The sequence below is a fragment of the Amaricoccus tamworthensis genome, assembly GCF_049800875.1.
In the GTDB taxonomy this organism is placed as follows: Bacteria; Pseudomonadota; Alphaproteobacteria; order Rhodobacterales; family Rhodobacteraceae; genus Amaricoccus; species Amaricoccus tamworthensis.
Window position 1 is genome coordinate 100,587 of the sequence record NZ_JBNAFV010000006.1, and the last position, 15,798, is coordinate 116,384.

The 15,798-nt window shown below is 64.4% G+C and carries 14 protein-coding genes; 8 read left to right on the forward strand and 6 right to left on the reverse strand.

Features of this window, described 5'->3' with window-relative positions:
- Positions 1–170 precede the first annotated feature (170 nt).
- Positions 171–383: a helix-turn-helix domain-containing protein gene (locus tag ACP15P_RS12225; protein ID WP_424928747.1), complete on the reverse strand. Its 213-nt coding sequence runs from the start codon at positions 381–383 to the stop codon at positions 171–173.
- Positions 383–919 (reverse strand): DUF2975 domain-containing protein, encoded by a 537-nt coding sequence (locus ACP15P_RS12230; RefSeq protein WP_424928748.1) that lies wholly within the window; start codon positions 917–919, stop codon positions 383–385. The genes ACP15P_RS12225 and ACP15P_RS12230 overlap by 1 nt, the downstream gene beginning before the upstream one ends.
- Before the next feature lie 231 nt (positions 920–1,150).
- Between ACP15P_RS12230 and ACP15P_RS12235 the strand changes: the two genes are divergently transcribed.
- Together ACP15P_RS12235 and ACP15P_RS12240 are read left to right on the forward strand one after the other, a co-directional pair.
- Positions 1,151–2,458: a short-chain fatty acid transporter gene (locus ACP15P_RS12235; RefSeq protein WP_424928749.1), complete on the forward strand. Its 1,308-nt coding sequence runs from the start codon at positions 1,151–1,153 to the stop codon at positions 2,456–2,458.
- Positions 2,459–2,639: 181 nt separating this feature from the next.
- The gene (locus ACP15P_RS12240) at positions 2,640–4,829 is read left to right on the forward strand and encodes an NADP-dependent isocitrate dehydrogenase (RefSeq protein ID WP_424928750.1); all 2,190 of its coding nucleotides are present in this window, start codon (positions 2,640–2,642) and stop codon (positions 4,827–4,829) included.
- Between the two features lie 241 nt (positions 4,830–5,070).
- Here the strand turns inward: ACP15P_RS12240 and nagA are convergent, their stop codons facing one another.
- From nagA to ACP15P_RS12260, 4 genes are read right to left on the reverse strand one after another with little or no spacing between them, the layout of a single operon-like run.
- A complete protein-coding gene (gene nagA / locus ACP15P_RS12245) occupies positions 5,071–6,219 on the reverse strand; it encodes an N-acetylglucosamine-6-phosphate deacetylase (protein ID WP_424928751.1) in 1,149 nt (382 codons plus the stop codon).
- Entirely contained in the window at positions 6,219–7,250 is a 1,032-nt protein-coding gene (locus tag ACP15P_RS12250) for an SIS domain-containing protein (protein WP_424928752.1), read from the reverse strand. The genes nagA and ACP15P_RS12250 overlap by 1 nt, the downstream gene beginning before the upstream one ends.
- Positions 7,237–8,019: a GntR family transcriptional regulator gene (locus tag ACP15P_RS12255; RefSeq protein ID WP_424928753.1), complete on the reverse strand. Its 783-nt coding sequence runs from the start codon at positions 8,017–8,019 to the stop codon at positions 7,237–7,239. Before ACP15P_RS12255 ends, ACP15P_RS12250 begins: the two co-directional genes overlap by 14 nt.
- Positions 8,016–8,909, reverse strand: a complete 894-nt coding sequence (locus tag ACP15P_RS12260) for a glucosamine kinase nucleotide-binding domain-containing protein (RefSeq protein ID WP_424928754.1) — start codon at positions 8,907–8,909, stop codon at positions 8,016–8,018. Before ACP15P_RS12260 ends, ACP15P_RS12255 begins: the two co-directional genes overlap by 4 nt.
- A 155-nt stretch (positions 8,910–9,064) precedes the next feature.
- Between ACP15P_RS12260 and ACP15P_RS12265 the strand changes: the two genes are divergently transcribed.
- The 6 genes from ACP15P_RS12265 (at position 9,065) to ACP15P_RS12290 (ending at position 15,728) form a co-directional block, all read left to right on the forward strand.
- Positions 9,065–9,979: an N-acetylmuramic acid 6-phosphate etherase gene (locus tag ACP15P_RS12265; protein ID WP_424928755.1), complete on the forward strand. Its 915-nt coding sequence runs from the start codon at positions 9,065–9,067 to the stop codon at positions 9,977–9,979.
- Positions 9,976–11,232, forward strand: coding sequence for an ABC transporter substrate-binding protein (locus tag ACP15P_RS12270; RefSeq protein WP_424928756.1), 1,257 nt, complete (start codon positions 9,976–9,978; stop codon positions 11,230–11,232). The genes ACP15P_RS12265 and ACP15P_RS12270 overlap by 4 nt, the downstream gene beginning before the upstream one ends.
- A 72-nt stretch (positions 11,233–11,304) precedes the next feature.
- Positions 11,305–12,228 (forward strand): carbohydrate ABC transporter permease, encoded by a 924-nt coding sequence (locus ACP15P_RS12275; protein ID WP_424928757.1) that lies wholly within the window; start codon positions 11,305–11,307, stop codon positions 12,226–12,228.
- Positions 12,228–13,073 carry a carbohydrate ABC transporter permease gene (locus ACP15P_RS12280; protein ID WP_424928758.1) on the forward strand — a complete coding sequence of 282 codons (846 nt, stop codon included), beginning with the start codon at positions 12,228–12,230 and terminating at the stop codon, positions 13,071–13,073. The genes ACP15P_RS12275 and ACP15P_RS12280 overlap by 1 nt, the downstream gene beginning before the upstream one ends.
- 613 nt (positions 13,074–13,686) lie before the next feature.
- Positions 13,687–14,727 (forward strand): Gfo/Idh/MocA family protein, encoded by a 1,041-nt coding sequence (locus ACP15P_RS12285; protein ID WP_424928759.1) that lies wholly within the window; start codon positions 13,687–13,689, stop codon positions 14,725–14,727.
- Positions 14,724–15,728 carry an ABC transporter ATP-binding protein gene (locus tag ACP15P_RS12290; RefSeq protein WP_424928760.1) on the forward strand — a complete coding sequence of 335 codons (1,005 nt, stop codon included), beginning with the start codon at positions 14,724–14,726 and terminating at the stop codon, positions 15,726–15,728. Before ACP15P_RS12285 ends, ACP15P_RS12290 begins: the two co-directional genes overlap by 4 nt.
- Positions 15,729–15,798: the final 70 nt, after the last annotated feature.

Sequence of the window (15,798 nt, forward strand, 5' to 3'; positions counted from 1 at the left end):
CAGATACTTTCCGAAACACCCCGCCCCGTCAACGGCGGCGTTACCGCCTGACCACCAGGGGCATCGCGAACCTCGGGTGGCGCGCCAGCGCCTCCCATGGGGGAGGTCAGCGCTGCCCGGCGTTACCGCCGGGCGGGCGGGTTGAGATGTGAGGGCCACAATTACCAGCGTCAACACGCGCCCTCCCGGTAAACCAGCAGATCCCCCGGCTGGCACTCCAGGTACTCACAGATCCGCGCCAGCGTCTCGAACCGCACGCCCTTCACCCGCCCCTTGCGCAGGAGCGACAGGTTTGCCTCCGTAATCCCCACATGCTCGGCCAGTTCCCGGCCGCTGACCCCGCGTTCGGCCAGCACCACGGCCAGTCTCACCTCAATCCCCATCAGACGAACTGCCGGTTTTCCTCGGCCAGCGCGGCCCCCTCGGCCAGCACCCACGCCATCAGCCAGACCCCGGCGGCCAGCATCAGCGACTGCATCACGTCAAAATCAATCGAGATCGACAGACTGCCCTGCGCCTCCCCCGCCGTCAGAACCAGCCCCGCCAGCGGAATGACCAAAATCCGCAGCACGCTCACCACAATCAGCGCTCCGGCAAACCGCCGCAGGGACCGGAACACCACCGTCGAGAAAAACGCCCCCCGCCGCAAATCCCTGAGCGCCGGTAGCAAAGCCACCAGCCCCGAGGAAAACACCACCGCCGGAACGGCCGTCAGGACAATCAGGGCCACCCGCCTGCCCATCGACACACCCGTCACCAGGTCCGGCCGGATCTGCGCCCCCTGGGCCAGCTGCCCCACGGACATAGCCACCACCGACAAAACCGTCAGAACGGGGATCAAAACGGCCGCCACCACCACAGCCACACCCAGAACCCGGCTCAGAATCTCCACCCGACGCCTGCGATTTTCCGAATCCATATCCGCCTCCCGTCATTCCGTCCGCGGTCAGATTACTCCAGTTTTTTCTGTAAAACAATAAACATTAGCCGCCATACACCAAACCCGCAGCCCACCGCGCAACCAACACCCTCTTGCCGGACACAAATCCGCCCCCTCCACGGCACCTTGATCCCACCCGGCAGGGCTTGATAGGGAGCGGCGGAAGACACCTTACCTCCAAACAAAAACAGTCACACCCGGGAGCCGGAAATGCTCAATTTTCTGTCACGTCCAATGGTTCGGATCATGGACCGCTATCTTCCCGATCCGTTCGTTTTCGTTCTTATTCTCACCCTTGTCGCCGGCCTCGCCGCCGTCCTGACCCAGGGCACCAACCCGATGCAGGTCGTCACGGTCTGGGGCGACGGATTCTGGTCGCTGCTCAACTTCTCGATGCAGATGCTGCTGGTGCTTGTCACCGGCTACATGATGGCCTCCACCCCCCTCGTCCGCCGCGGCCTCGCCAGTCTCGCCGGCCTCGCGAACTCCCCGGGCAGCGCCATCCTGCTCGTGAGCTTTGTCTCGCTCGCGGCCTCCTGGATCAACTGGGGTTTCGGCCTCGTCGTCGGTGCGCTCTTCGCCCGCGAACTGGCCCGCTCCATCCGCGTCGACTACCGCCTGCTGGTGGCCTCGGCCTATTCCGGCTTTATCGTCTGGCATGGCGGTCTGGCCGGGTCGATCCCGCTCTCCATCGCCACCGAGGGCCATCCCTTCAGCGACATCACCGGCATCATCCCGACCTCCGAGACGATTTTTTCCTTCTACAACCTTGCCATCGTCATCGCACTCTTCATCGCGGTCCCCTTCGTGAACCGCGCCATGCTGCCCCGTGAGGACGAGGCCTACCACATCGATCCGGCCCTGCTCGAAAACGATGAGGACACCAAAACAGGGTCCAAAACCCCGGCCGAGCATCTGGAAAACAGCTTCGTTCTCTCCACGCTGATCGGCGTCGCCGGGCTCGCCTGGCTGATCCAGTATTTCGCTGCCGGCAACGGGCTGTCGCTCAACGTCATCAACTTCCTCTTCCTGACGCTGGCGATCCTGCTCCACGGCAGCCCCCGCAACCTGCTCAACGCCCTGACCGACGCGGTGAAGGGCGGCGCGGGCATCGTGATCCAGTTCCCATTCTACGCGGGCATCATGGCGATCATGGTCGACACCGGCCTCGCCGCCAGCATCTCCGAGGGGCTCGTGGGTCTTGCCTCCGCAACCACCCTGCCCTTCTGGTCGTTCATCTCCGCGGGCATCGTGAACTTCTTCGTACCGTCCGGCGGCGGCCAGTGGGCGGTTCAGGCCCCGGTCATCCTGCCCGCCGCCGAAGCGCTGGGCGCCGATCTCGCCCGCATCTCCATGGCCGTGGCCTGGGGCGACGCCTGGACCAACATGGTGCAGCCCTTCTGGGCCCTGCCAATCCTCGGCATAGCGGGCCTGCGCGCCAAGGACATCATGGGCTTCTGCGTTGTCCACCTGATCCTGTCGGGCGCGATCATCGCGGTTGGCCTGACCATCCTCTAGGCCTGCGGACCACACCAACGCCCCTTCGCGGACCCGCGCCGCGAAGGGCACCAAACCGCCCGCGCCGCCGCCCCACGCGTGCACACGACATAAACCGCATCCGTATACGACGGTATACTGTCGACACCCGCGGCACTATCGGTTAGAGACACTCCAAATCCGGAAAAATTTGGAGACTCGCATGCCCGATATTATCTACACCAAAGTGGACGAAGCACCCGAACTGGCCTCAGCGTCACTTCTTCCGATTATCCGGAAATTCGCCTCTGCCGCCGGTGTGTCCGTCGGGACAAAGGACATCAGCCTCGCCGGGCGCATTCTGGCAACCTTCCCGGAAAAGCTGACGGAGGAACAGTTCCAGTCCGATGACCTGGCCGAACTGGGCCGCCTCGTGAAAACCCCCGAGGCCAATGTCATCAAGCTCCCCAACATCTCCGCCTCCGTCCCCCAGCTGAAAGCCGCCATCGCCGAGCTTCAGTCCCAGGGTTACGCCATCCCCGACTACCCCGACGCCCCGTCCACTGACGAGGAAAAAGACATCCAGGCCCGCTACGACGGCATCAAGGGCTCGGCCGTGAACCCCGTTCTGCGCGAGGGCAACTCCGACCGCCGCGCCGCCAAAGCGGTGAAAAACTACGCCCAGAAAAACCCGCACCGCATGGGCGACTGGTCTGCCGACAGCAAAACCGAAGTCTCCTCCATGGCCGGCAATGACTTCTTCTCCAACGAGACCTCCGCGACGCTCGACAAGGCCGCCGTCGCGAAAATCGTTCTGGAAACCGCAAACGGCGAAACCGTCCTCAAGGAAGGTATCGAATACCCCGCCGGCACCGTTGTGGACGCCACCTTCATGAGCGCCGCCGCGCTGAAGGATTTCCTGACCGCCGAGATCGAAAAAACGAAATCCGAGGGCACGCTTTTCTCGGTGCACCTCAAGGCCACCATGATGAAGGTCTCCGACCCCATCCTGTTCGGCCACGCCGTCAGGGCCTACCTCGCCCCGGTGTTCGACAAACACGGTGACGCGCTGGCCGGGCTGGGCGTGAACCCCAATGCCGGTCTGGGCGATCTGCTGAACCGCGTGAAGGACAACGCGGAGATCAAGGCCGACATCGAGGCCTGCATGGCCGACCGTCCGCCCATGTACATGGTCGACAGCGACCGCGGCATCACCAACCTGCACGTCTCCTCCGACGTCATCATCGACGCCTCCATGCCCGCCCTGATCCGCGCCGGCGGCAAGGGCTGGGGCCCGGATGGCAAGGAGCACGACACAAACTGCGTGATCCCCGACAATTCCTACGCGCCGGTCTATGACGAGACGATCAACTTCTTCAAGAAAAACGGCAAACTGAACCCGGCCACCGCCGGAACCGTTCAGAACATCGGCCTGATGGCCCAGAAGGCCGAGGAATACGGGTCCCACCCGACAACCTTCGAGATCCCCGAGGCAGGTACGGTCAAAATGATCCTCGACGACGGCACCGTTCTGCATTCCCATGACGTCGAGGCCGGCGACATCTGGCGCTCCGCCTCCACCCGCAAGGCCCCGATCGAGGATTGGGTGAATCTGTCGATCTCCCGTCAGGAGGCCGAGGGCTGCCGCGCCATCTTCTGGCTCGACGCCAACCGCGCCCATGACGCCGAGCTGATCAAATACGTCAAACCGATCCTTGAGGCGAAGGGTGTCGCTGACAAATTCGAGATCATGGCCCCGCGCGAAGCCACCCGCGCCTCGCTCGAGACCATCACCAAAGGTGAGAACACAATCGCCATCACCGGCAACGTGCTGCGCGACTACCTGACCGACCTGTTCCCGATCCTTGAACTGGCAACCTCCGCCAAGATGCTCTCCATCGTGAAGCTGATGAATGGCGGTGGCCTCTTCGAGACCGGCGCCGGCGGCTCCGCGCCCAAGCACGTGCAGCAGTTGCAGCAGCAAAACCACCTGCGCTGGGACAGCCTCGGCGAGTTCTGCGCCCTTGGCGAAAGCCTGATCTTCCTCGCGGACGCCAAAGGCAATGAGAAAGCCCGCATCCTGGGTCAGGCCGTTGAGGACGCCACCCAGGGCATCCTCGACCACGGCCGCTCCCCCTCGCGCAAGGTCGGCGAGCCCGACAACCGCGACAGCCACTACTGGTTCGCCCGCTACTGGGCCGAGTCCCTCGCCGCCCAGACTAAAGACGCCGACCTCGCCGCGCATTTCGCCCCGATCGCGGAAGCGCTCGCTTCAAACGAGGAGGCGATCCTCGGCGAACTCGCCGGAGCCCAGGGAGAACCCGCCGACCTCGGTGGCTACTACCACACCGACGCCGACAAAACCGCCGCCACGATGCGCCCGTCCAACACCCTGAACGACATCATCGCCTGAGCGGTTTGAAAAAATGGCCCGCACCAACCTCCGGTGCGGGTCATCCAAAGCACGGAATCAAGGGGCGTCCAGCCCCGCCGTGCCAGCGACGGACCGGCCCACAGGGCCGTCGCTTCTTGCGAGATATCGCGTACCGCAACCCGACGAAGCAAACCCCACCATAAAACCGCGCCGCACACGCCACGGCAGCGCCGCCCCCGGCCCGCCGCCGGCACGGCTCATTGCGCGGGACTAAAACGGGCTAAACCGCCACACCCCCGCGCCAGACGCCCTTGAGGCTCACGCCCTCGCCCAGCCAGACAAAATCCGCGGGTCCGCCCTCAACCAGCCGCCCGGCAAATTCCAGGCCCGAAACCGCCCCCGGCACCGAGGTGGCCATCGCCAGGGCCCGTTCCAGATCAACCCCGACATCCCTCACCAGAACCCGCACCGCCGTCGCAAGATCGAGGTCCGCCCCGGCCAAAGTCCCATCCGCCAGCCGCAGCACCCCGTCCCGCCGCGTAATCCGCCGCCCGTCGAGCTCAAATTCCGTCAGATCGGTGCCCGCCGCCGCCATCGCGTCGCTCACAAGGAATATCTGCCCCGGCCCGGACTTCGCGGCCAGCGCCGCGGCCATGGAGGCGGGATGCACATGCACCCCATCCGCAATCAGCCCCGCATTCAGCCCGCCAATCGACAACGCCGCCCCCACGAGGCCCGGCTTCCGCCCCTGGATCTGGCTCATCGCGTTAAACAAATGCGTAACACACCGCGCCCCTGCCCGCTCCGCCGCCTCAAACTCCGCATACTCCGCGTCGCTATGCCCCAGCGACACCACCGCCCCGGCCTCCGCAAGCGCCGCAATCTGCTCCGGCGTCACGCTCTCCGGCGCCACCGTCAGCATCAAAACCGGCAGATCCCGCGCCGCCTGGCAGAGCATCTCCAGATCCTCCGCCTCCATCGGACGGATCAGCGCCGCGTCATGCGCCCCCTTGCGCGCCACCGACAGATGCGGCCCCTCCAGATGCAGACCCAACACCCCCGGCACGCCCGCCTCCACGGCGGCAACACCGGCGGCGATGACCTCGGCCGTCACCTCCCGCGAACTGGTGATCAGCGTAGGCAGAACACCGGTCGCGCCCAGCCGCGCATGGGCCTGCGCAATCCGCCGCAACCCCTCCACATCGCGCACCGCGCCAAGCTGCACTCCATCGCCGCCATTGACCTGAAGATCGACGAATCCGGGCGCAATCAGGCCGCCATCGAGCCGCTCAACTTCCGCGCCCGGGTCAATCTCACCTTCCGGCACGATCCCGGCAACACGGCCGTCCCGCACCACCAGGGCGTGTCCCGCATGGACCCCCGCCCCGTCGAAAATCCCGGCGCCGGTCCAGATGCGGGAAACTCCCATCAGACCGTTTCCGTCACTTTTTTGAGATGCCGCGGCGCGTCCGGGTTGATCCCCCGCTGCACGGCCAGCCGCTCGACCATGGAATAGAAACTCGACATCATGGAAATGGGATCGGTCAGCGGATGCCCCGTGCGCCAGGCCGTCAGACAGGTCGCCTTCTTCGCCTGGGCGGAGGTCACAAACACCTGCCCACCCTTGTCGGCCAGCTCATCCGCCACGGACACCAGCGCCGGCGCCGCCTCATCGCGGGCGCAGAACCCGATCACCGGGAAACCATCGCCCACAATCGACACCGGCCCGTGCAGAACCTCCGCCGAGGAATAGCTCTCCGCGTGCAGAAGACACGTCTCCTTGAACTTCAGCGCCGCCTCACAGGACACCGCATAGGCCGGCCCGCGCCCGAGACAGAACAGCGAGTTCACCGGTTCCGCCACCTCGCGAAACTCCGGCCAGTCCTCCTGCACCGCCTTCTCCAAAACCTCCGGCAGACCCTCCACGGCCCGCAACAGATCCCTGTCGCCCCGCCACTTCGCCAGCAGCCAGACCACCGCCACGGCCGAGGTCACAAAGGTCTTGGTCGCCGCCACGCTCAGCTCCGGCCCGGCATGCAGGTCCAGAACATGATCCGCCGCCCCGGCCAGGGGCGCGCCGGCATTGTTCGTCACCGCAACCGACAGCGATCCGCTGCCCGCCGCCATGCGTGTCATCTCCACGATATCCGGACTGCGCCCCGACTGGGAAATCGACAGACACGCGCTCTGCGCCAGCCGCAGCTTCGCCTTGTAGATCGACGCAACCGACGGCCCCACGGACGCCACCGGCACACCCATCAACAGCTCACTGGCATATTTGAAATAGGTCGCAACATGATCGGACGAGCCCCGCGCGACGCTGATGATAAACGCGGGATCCGCCGCCTTCAGCCCCGCCACCGCGGCATCGACCGCCTCCGTGCCATCGCGAAGCAGCCGCTCCACGGCAACCGGGATCTCGGTGATCTCCCGTCGCATCTGTGTTTCAGTCTGCGTCATGAGCATGCTCCTGATCGTTTGAAAGGCGGAGTTCCGCCACAAAATTATACGCGTCCCCGCGATAGACGGACCGCGTCACCTCAACCTTCCGCCCGGAGGCGAGAAACGACATCCGCTCGATCCTCAGCCCCGGCACGCCCGGCTCAACCTTCAACAGCTCCGCGTCCGCGCCTTCCATGACAATGGCCGAGATTTTCTGGATCGCCCGCACGGGCCGGTGCCCGGTCCGGTCCAGCCGGTCATAAAGCGACGTCTCCACCGACAGCGGATCGGGCAACAGACTGGTGGGCAGCGACGCCCGCTCAATCGCCAGCGGCCGCCCGTCCGCCAGCCGCAACCTGGACAGCCGCGACACGGAATCCTCCGGCTCCAGGCCCAGTGACATCACATCCTCCGGCGAGGGCATGAACACGCCCCGCTCCAGCCAGATGGATTCCGCCCGCATGCCCCGCCGCTCCATGTCCTCGGAAAACGAGGTCAGCCGCGACAGTGACTGGTCCATGCGCGGCGTCTTTGGCGCCACGAAGGACCCCGACCCCTGCTTCTGCACGATGGACCCGCGTTCGGCCAAGATCTGGATTGCCTTGCGCACCGTCACCCGCGACAGGTCCGTGATCTGCGCAATCTCCCGCTCGGGTGGCAGAGGACGTCCAGGCTCAAGCAGACCGGAATCAATCCCGTCCTGCAACCGTTTGCCCAGCTGCACGTAGCGCGGGCCAAGCCCCTTCTCCATCCAGTCGCCGGGATCGAGGAAATCGCGCATGTTCATGCCACACCCGCCTTCCCGGCCCGCTGCGCGGCCAGCACCATCGCCCCGTCGAGCGGACTGCCCTGAGCCGTGACCATATTCGCCGTGATGTCACCGGGCAGGTAATCCACAAACGCCCCGCCAATACCGCCCATCGCACAAAGCCGCGCCCCCGGCGCAAAGCCCAGCGCCTTCAGCGCCTGAACGAGATACGCCGCCCCCGCCCGCATCAAATCGAGACCATTGGCGTCCCCCGCTTTCGCGGCCTCAACCACCTTCGGGGCATGGGCGCCATAATCAAACGGTGTGGCCTTCAGGGAAAACCGGACCACGCCGGTCGTCGTGCTCTCAAATTCGCTCAAAATACGTTCCGTCAGTTCAGAATGCGGGTAGAGCCCGTCAGCGCAGTGCAAAACCCGTGAAATCAGGGCCCGGCCAATCCAGGCGGCCGAGGCCTCATCGCCAATGCGCAGCCCCCATCCGCCGACAAACCCGGCCTCTCCCCCAACCGACCGGGCCACAAAAGACCCGGTTCCGGCGGCAATGACGTAACCATCACCTCCGCCCAGCGCACCCGCAACCGCCGTGGGCCGGTCATCCGTCACGACACAGTCCGCAATCGGCAGCCGCGCCGCCACACGGGCCGCGTCCCCGTCATCCATCACGCCGGCCAGCCCCACATGCGCAACGCCGCAGGCTTCCAGAACGGCGGGATCAATCCCCGCCTGCGCACAGGCCGAAAAGATTGCCACGCGCACGTTTTCAATAGTCCCGTCTGGATCGGTGGAGAAATTCGCGCTCCCGCCGGAGCCCTCGCCGCGTACGGAGCCCGGTTCACACGCAACCGCCGCGCGGCAGCCGCTTCCGCCGCCGTCAACGCCAATCAGAACTGAACCATTCGAATCCGCCATGTAATACCTTTATAATACCGAAATTCTTTCGCAAAGCAGTTTTTGGTGGAAACTGGTCAAAAATTGGCCATATTTCGTTTGTCATGCAACATGCGGCATTGGCACTCGACAAAAGGTATTCAATAGGTATTATATTCGTGACAGTGGAGATTCGGATGCGTTCAATTGACAGTCAGGGAACCAGCCCTCAGACTTTGGATCAACAGGAACCCCAGGCAGCATTACTGACGCTGCTCAATGGACAAATGGCCGCACTGAAAACCCTTGCCGACGCGACCACCCCTCTGGAACAGGGCGCGCGCGCCATGGCCGACACGATCCGCGCAGGCGGCAACCTCAACTATGTCGCCGCCGGCAGCTCCGGCATCATGACACTGGCCGATGCGGCCGAACTGCCCGGCACCTTTGGCATTCCCGCCGACCGCATCGCCGTCCACATGGCCGGCGGCACGCCCCAGGGCGCGGTCATGCCCGGCGATACCGAGGACGAAACCGAACAGGCCGCGGCCATCGCGGACGCGCTTGGCGAAAGTGACGCGGTCATCTCCGTCGCGGCCAGCGGCACAACCCCCTGGACCTGCCGCATCACCGAACTTGCGCACGCCCGCGGCATCACCACCATCGCCATCCACAACACCCCCGGCTCCGCCCTCGGACGCCACGCGGATGTTGAGATCTGCCTGCCCACCGGCTCCGAACCGATCGAGGGCTCCACCCGCCTCGGCGCGGGCACCGCGCAGAAGGCCGCGCTCAATCTGATGTCGAGCCTCATGGGCGTGATGCTCGGGCACGTGCATGACGGCCGCATGGTCAACCTGCACGTCGACAACGCCAAACTCCGCGACCGCGCCGTGCGCATGGTGTCCGACATTTCCGGCACCGATCCCGAAACGGCACGGGCCGCTCTCGAAACCACCGGGCACCGCGTCAAACCCGCGGTTCTCGTGGCGCTTGGCCACACGGCGGACGACGCCGAGGCCCTGCTCACCAAAAATAACCAGACGTTGCGTCCGATACTGGATGCGCGCAAAACTGACGACCAAACCACGAAACAGGGAGTTTCACCGTGAAAAAACACACACTTGGCAGCGCGCTGCTCGCCAGCACATTCCTGTCGGCGGGCCTTGCCTCCGCCCAGGACGTAACCCTCACCATTGAGAGCTGGCGCAACGACGACCTGCTCATCTGGCAGGATCAGATCATCCCCGCCTTTGAGGCCGCCCACCCGGGCATCAAGCTTCAGTTCACCCCCTCGGCCCCGGCGGAATACAACGCCGTGCTGAACTCCAAACTCGACGCGGGCTCCGCCGGTGACCTCATCACCTGCCGCCCCTTCGACGCCTCCCTTGCCCTTTATGAGGCCGGACAGCTCGCCGATCTTTCCGATCTCGACGGCATGTCCAACTTCTCCGATGTCGCAAAATCCGGCTGGAGCACCGATGACGGCTCCGCCACCTTCTGCGTCCCGATGGCCTCCGTGATCCACGGCTTCATCTACAACGCCGAAGCCTTCGAGGAACTCGGCCTTGAGGAGCCCAAAACCGTCGACGAGTTCTTCACCGTCCTTGAAACCATCAAGGAGGACGGCACATACATCCCGATGGCCATGGGCACCAATGACCAGTGGGAAGCCGCCACGATGGGCTACAACAATATCGGCCCGAACTACTGGAAAGGTGAGGAAGGCCGCATGGCCCTGATCGCCGGCGAGCAGAAACTCACCGATGAGCAGTGGGTCGCCCCGTTCGAGCAGCTCGCCCGCTGGGCCGACTATCTCGGCGACGGGTTCGAGGCCCAGACCTATCCCGACAGCCAGAACCTCTTCACCCTCGGCCGCGCCGCCATCTACCCGGCCGGATCCTGGGAAATCGCGGGCTTCAACGCCCAGGCCGATTTCGAAATGGGCGCCTTCCCGCCCCCCGTCCCGAACGGGGGCGACGAGTGCTACATCTCCGATCACACGGACATCGCGCTCGGCATGAACGCGGCCACCGAAAACCCCGAAGCCGCCAAAACCTTCCTCAACTGGGTCGGTTCGCCCGAGTTCGCGGAAATGTACTCCAACGCCCTGCCGGGCTTCTTCTCGCTCTCAAGCCACGAGATCTCGCTTGAGGACCCGCTCGCCCAGGAATTCGTCTCCTGGCGCAGCGAGTGCAACTCCACGATCCGGTCCACCTACCAGATCCTGTCCCGTGGCACGCCGAACCTGGAAAACGACACCTGGAACGCCTCGGCCCAGGTCATCCGCGGCGCTGAAAGCCCCGCCGACGCCGGCGCCCGCCTCCAGGAAGGCCTGGCCAGCTGGTACGAACCCCAGCAGTAACGCCGCCTGCGAACCCAACAACGCACCGGGCGACACCCGCCCGGCGCAACACGGCGTGACAGGGGGACAGCCATGGCCGACACACCAGGGAAAAAATTCAACTGGCATATCGTCGTGTTTCTCGCCCCGGCGGTGCTTGTCTACACGGCGGTGATGATATTCCCGCTCTTCAACACGCTTCGCCTGGCCCTCTACACGGAAACTGAGAACATCCGCCAGTTCGTCGGCCTCGACAATTTCCGCACCCTGTTCGGCGATCCCCGCTGGTCCGACAGCTTCTGGAACGCGCTCGGCAACAATTTCTGGTTTTTCTTCATCCACATGCTGGTGCAAAACCCCATCGGCATCCTTCTGGCCGCGATCCTCTCCCATCCGCGCCTGCGTTTCGCGGGGTTCTACCGCACCGCGATTTTCATCCCCACGGTCCTGTCCTTCGTGATCGTGGGCTTTGCGTGGAAACTGATCCTCTCGCCCATCTGGGGCATCGCGCCCTCCCTGCTCGATGCCGTCGGCCTCAAAAGCCTCTTCGCCCCCTGGCTGGGCCGCGAGGAAACCGCGCTGACCACCCTCGCCCTCATTTCCGTCTGGCAGTTCGTCGGCATCCCCATGATGCTGATCTACGCAGCCCTGCTCTCGATCCCCGAGGAAATGCTGGAGGCGGGCGAGATCGACGGCATCACCGGCGCCTCCGCCTTCTGGAAGATCAAACTTCCCCTGATCCTGCCCTCCATCGGCATCATTTCGATCCTGACCTTCGTGGGCAATTTCAACGCCTTCGACCTGATCTACGCGGCCCAGGGCGCGCTCGCGGGGCCTGACTTTGCCACAGATATTCTGGGCACGTATCTTTATCGCACCTTCTTTGGCTTCCAGCTTCAGCTTGGCGACCCCCACATGGGCTCCACCATCGCCACGGCCATGTTCGCCATCATTCTGATCGGGGTCTGCATATACCTGTTCGCGATCCAGACCCGTCTGCGAAGGTACCAGTTCTGATGTCCACCGCCACCGCACGCTCGAACCTCGGCAACACCATTGCCGCCCATGCGATCCTCATCACCTGGACCGTAATCGCCCTTTTCCCGGTCTTCGTGATCCTCATCAACAGCCTGAAAACCCGCAAGGCGATCTTCCGCGAGCCGCTGGCTCTGCCCAACGCCGAGAGCTTTTCGCTGGTAGGCTATCAGACCGTCGCAAAGCAGGGCGATTTCTTCCTCTATTTCCAGAACTCAATGATCGTCACGGTGGTTTCCCTGACCTTCATCCTGCTCTTCGGGGCCATGGCCGCCTTCGCGCTCTCCGAATACCGCTTCCGGGGCAACAGCCTGATGGGGCTCTACCTGGCGCTGGGCATCATGATCCCCATCCGCATCGGCACCGTTGCGATCCTCGAAATGATGGTCGCCACCGGTCTCGTAAACACGCTCACCGCCCTTATTCTGGTCTATACCGCCCAGGGCTTGCCGCTGGCCGTGTTCATTCTCTCCGAGTTCATGCGCCAGGTGTCCGAGGACCTCAAAAACGCCGGCCGCATCGACGGCCTCTCGGAATACGCCATCTTCTTCCGCCTGGTCCTGCCCCTCGTGCGCCCCGCCATGGCGACGGTGGCCGTGTTCAACATGATCCCCATCTGGAACGACCTCTGGTTCCCGCTGATCCTGGCCCCCGGCGAGGAAACCAAGACCCTCACGCTCGGCTCCCAGGTCTTCATCGGCCAGTTCGTCACCGACTGGAACGCGGTTTTGTCGGCCCTGTCGCTCGCGATCCTGCCCGCACTGGTCCTCTACCTGATCTTCTCGAGGCAGCTTATCCGCGGCATCACCTCGGGGGCGGTGAAATGACCGGGTTTTATCGCGCCGCCCGGCGGGACAGCCGGACCTCTTTGGCTTCGCCCGTGTGCCTGGGGACAACCCTTGCCCTGACCCGAGGCACGACGCGCCATGCCCGACTTTGGGAGGGCTCCGCCCCGGCTGGTCAGCGCGTGTCGCTCATGTTCCCGAACCCATTGAGCGGAGGCCGCCGTCGCGGATGCCCTCCTGGGGGGAAAGTCGGGCATGGCGTGTCGTGCCGACACGCCGGGGATGGTTGCGGGACGTTTGCCACGACCAATACCGAAACGATGACTGAAGGTCGCTCCACTTCAACCCTCCCGCCCGGCGGTACCGCCGGGCTGCGCCGACCCTCCCCGTCACGCCAGAGGCGTGCTTTCAGCACGACGAGGCGCATCCGCGCCCCCAGGGTCAGCGCCGCCCTCATTTCATGGGCTGAACCAATCAGCAATTTTCCGTCTGAACCAGTACGCCCACCGCTCAACCGCCCCGCCCGGTGGCCACACCGGGCAGCGCCGACCTCTTCCAAGGGAGGCGCTGGTGCGCCCCCCGAGGTCCGCGATGCCCTCATCTCCAGGGCCCAGGCGTCCAGCGAAACCACCCAACACCCCAACGAGGCCCACCCATGACCCGCACACTCATCGCAGGCCTCGGCAACATGGGCCTCTCCCACGCGCTCGCCCACCACAACCACCCCGACAGCGAGGTCGTGGCACTGGTCAACCGCTCAACCCCCGACCTGCCTGACGAACTGAAATCCTACCCCCTCCACACCGACTTCCACACGGCACTCACCGACACCAAACCCGATCTCGCGGTAGTCGCGACCTACTCCGACAGCCACGCGGACCTCGCCATCGCGGCCATGGAAGCCGGCGCCGACGTCTTCGTGGAAAAACCCCTCGCAACAACGGTGGAGGATGCCGAACGCGTCGTCGCCACCGCCAAAAAACTGGGCCGCAAACTGGTGATCGGCTACATCCTCCGCCACCACCCCAGCTGGATCAAACTGGTCTCGCTGGCCCGCGACCTGAAAGGCCCCTACGTCTTTCGCCTCAACCTCAACCAGCAGTCGACCGGCCCCACCTGGGAAACCCACAGGAACCTGATGCAGACCACCTCCCCCATCGTGGACTGCGGCGTGCATTACGTCGACGTCATGTGCCAGATCACCGACGCCAAACCCGTCCGGGTCCACGGCATGGGATTGCGTCTCAGCGACGAGATCGCGCCCGACATGTACAATTACGGCCAGTTCCAGGTCGTTTTCGAGGACGGCTCCGTCGGCTGGTACGAGGCCGGCTGGGGCCCGATGATGTCGGAAACCGCCCATTTCGTAAAAGACATCGTCTCTCCCAACGGCTCCATCTCCATCGTTGAGGACACCGGCGAGACCTCCGATTCCATCGAGGGCCACACAAAGGTCGGCAGCCTCCTCCTTCACCACGCCGATGAGCGTCCCGATGAGCGCATGGACATGGACAACGAACCCGGCCACCAGGAGCTCTGCGATGCGGAACAGGCGTACATGCTCCGCGCCATCCGGGACGATATCGACCTGACCCGCCACATGCAGGACGCCGTTGCGTCCCTGCGCATTTGCCTTGCCGCCGACGAAAGCATCCGCACCGGCCAACCGATCCAGCTCCAGGAGCCCGCCCAATGACCGCCCTGAAACTCACGGATGTCTGCAAAACCTTCGGCACCACCGAAGTCCTGAAAAACATCAGCCTGGAGGTCGAGGAGGGCGAATTCGTCGTCTTCGTCGGCCCCTCGGGCTGCGGCAAATCCACCCTGCTGCGCGTCATTGCGGGACTTGAGGACGCCACCTCCGGCGCCGTGGAAATCGCGGGCGACCGCGTCAACAACGTGGCCCCCGCCAAACGCGGCATCGCCATGGTGTTCCAGTCCTACGCCCTCTACCCCCACCTCAACGTCCGCGACAACATGGCGCTGGCCCTGAAACAGGCGGGCGAAAACAAATCCACGATCGACGAACGCGTGACCGAGGCAAGCCGCATGCTCTCCCTCGACGACTACCTCACCCGCCGCCCGGCCGAGCTTTCCGGCGGCCAGCGCCAGCGCGTCGCCATCGGCCGCGCCGTAGTCCGCCACCCCAAACTTTTCCTCTTCGACGAGCCGCTTTCCAACCTCGACGCGGCCCTTCGCATGAACACCCGCATGGAAATCGCCAGCCTCCACCGCTCGCTTGAGACCTCAATGGTCTACGTCACCCACGACCAGACCGAGGCCATGACACTCGCCGACAAAATCGTCGTCCTCCGCGACGGCCGGGTCGAACAGATCGGCGCCCCCATGGAGCTTTACAACAACCCCGCCAACAAATTCGTCGCGGGCTTCCTGGGCGCCCCGTCCATGAACTTCATCAACGCGGCCGACATCCACGTGGCCGGCGCCGTCGAACTCGGCATCCGCCCCGAGAACCTGAACCTCTCCGAATCCGGCCAGCTTCAGGGCCAGGTCATCCATGTCGAAAAACTCGGCGGCGACACCAACATCGTCGTCACCCTCACCACCGGCGAAACCGTCACCTGCCGCCTCTTCGGCCAGCACGACCACCGCGTGGGCGAGCAGGTCACCCTCGGCTTCGACATGAACCACGCCTACCTCTTCGACGCCTCCGGCGAACGGATCGAGCCGTCCTGAAACCCGTGCAAATTCGGCCAATTTCGGCAAAACCCCGTGCAATCTGTGCCATTTGACTCACAATCTGTGC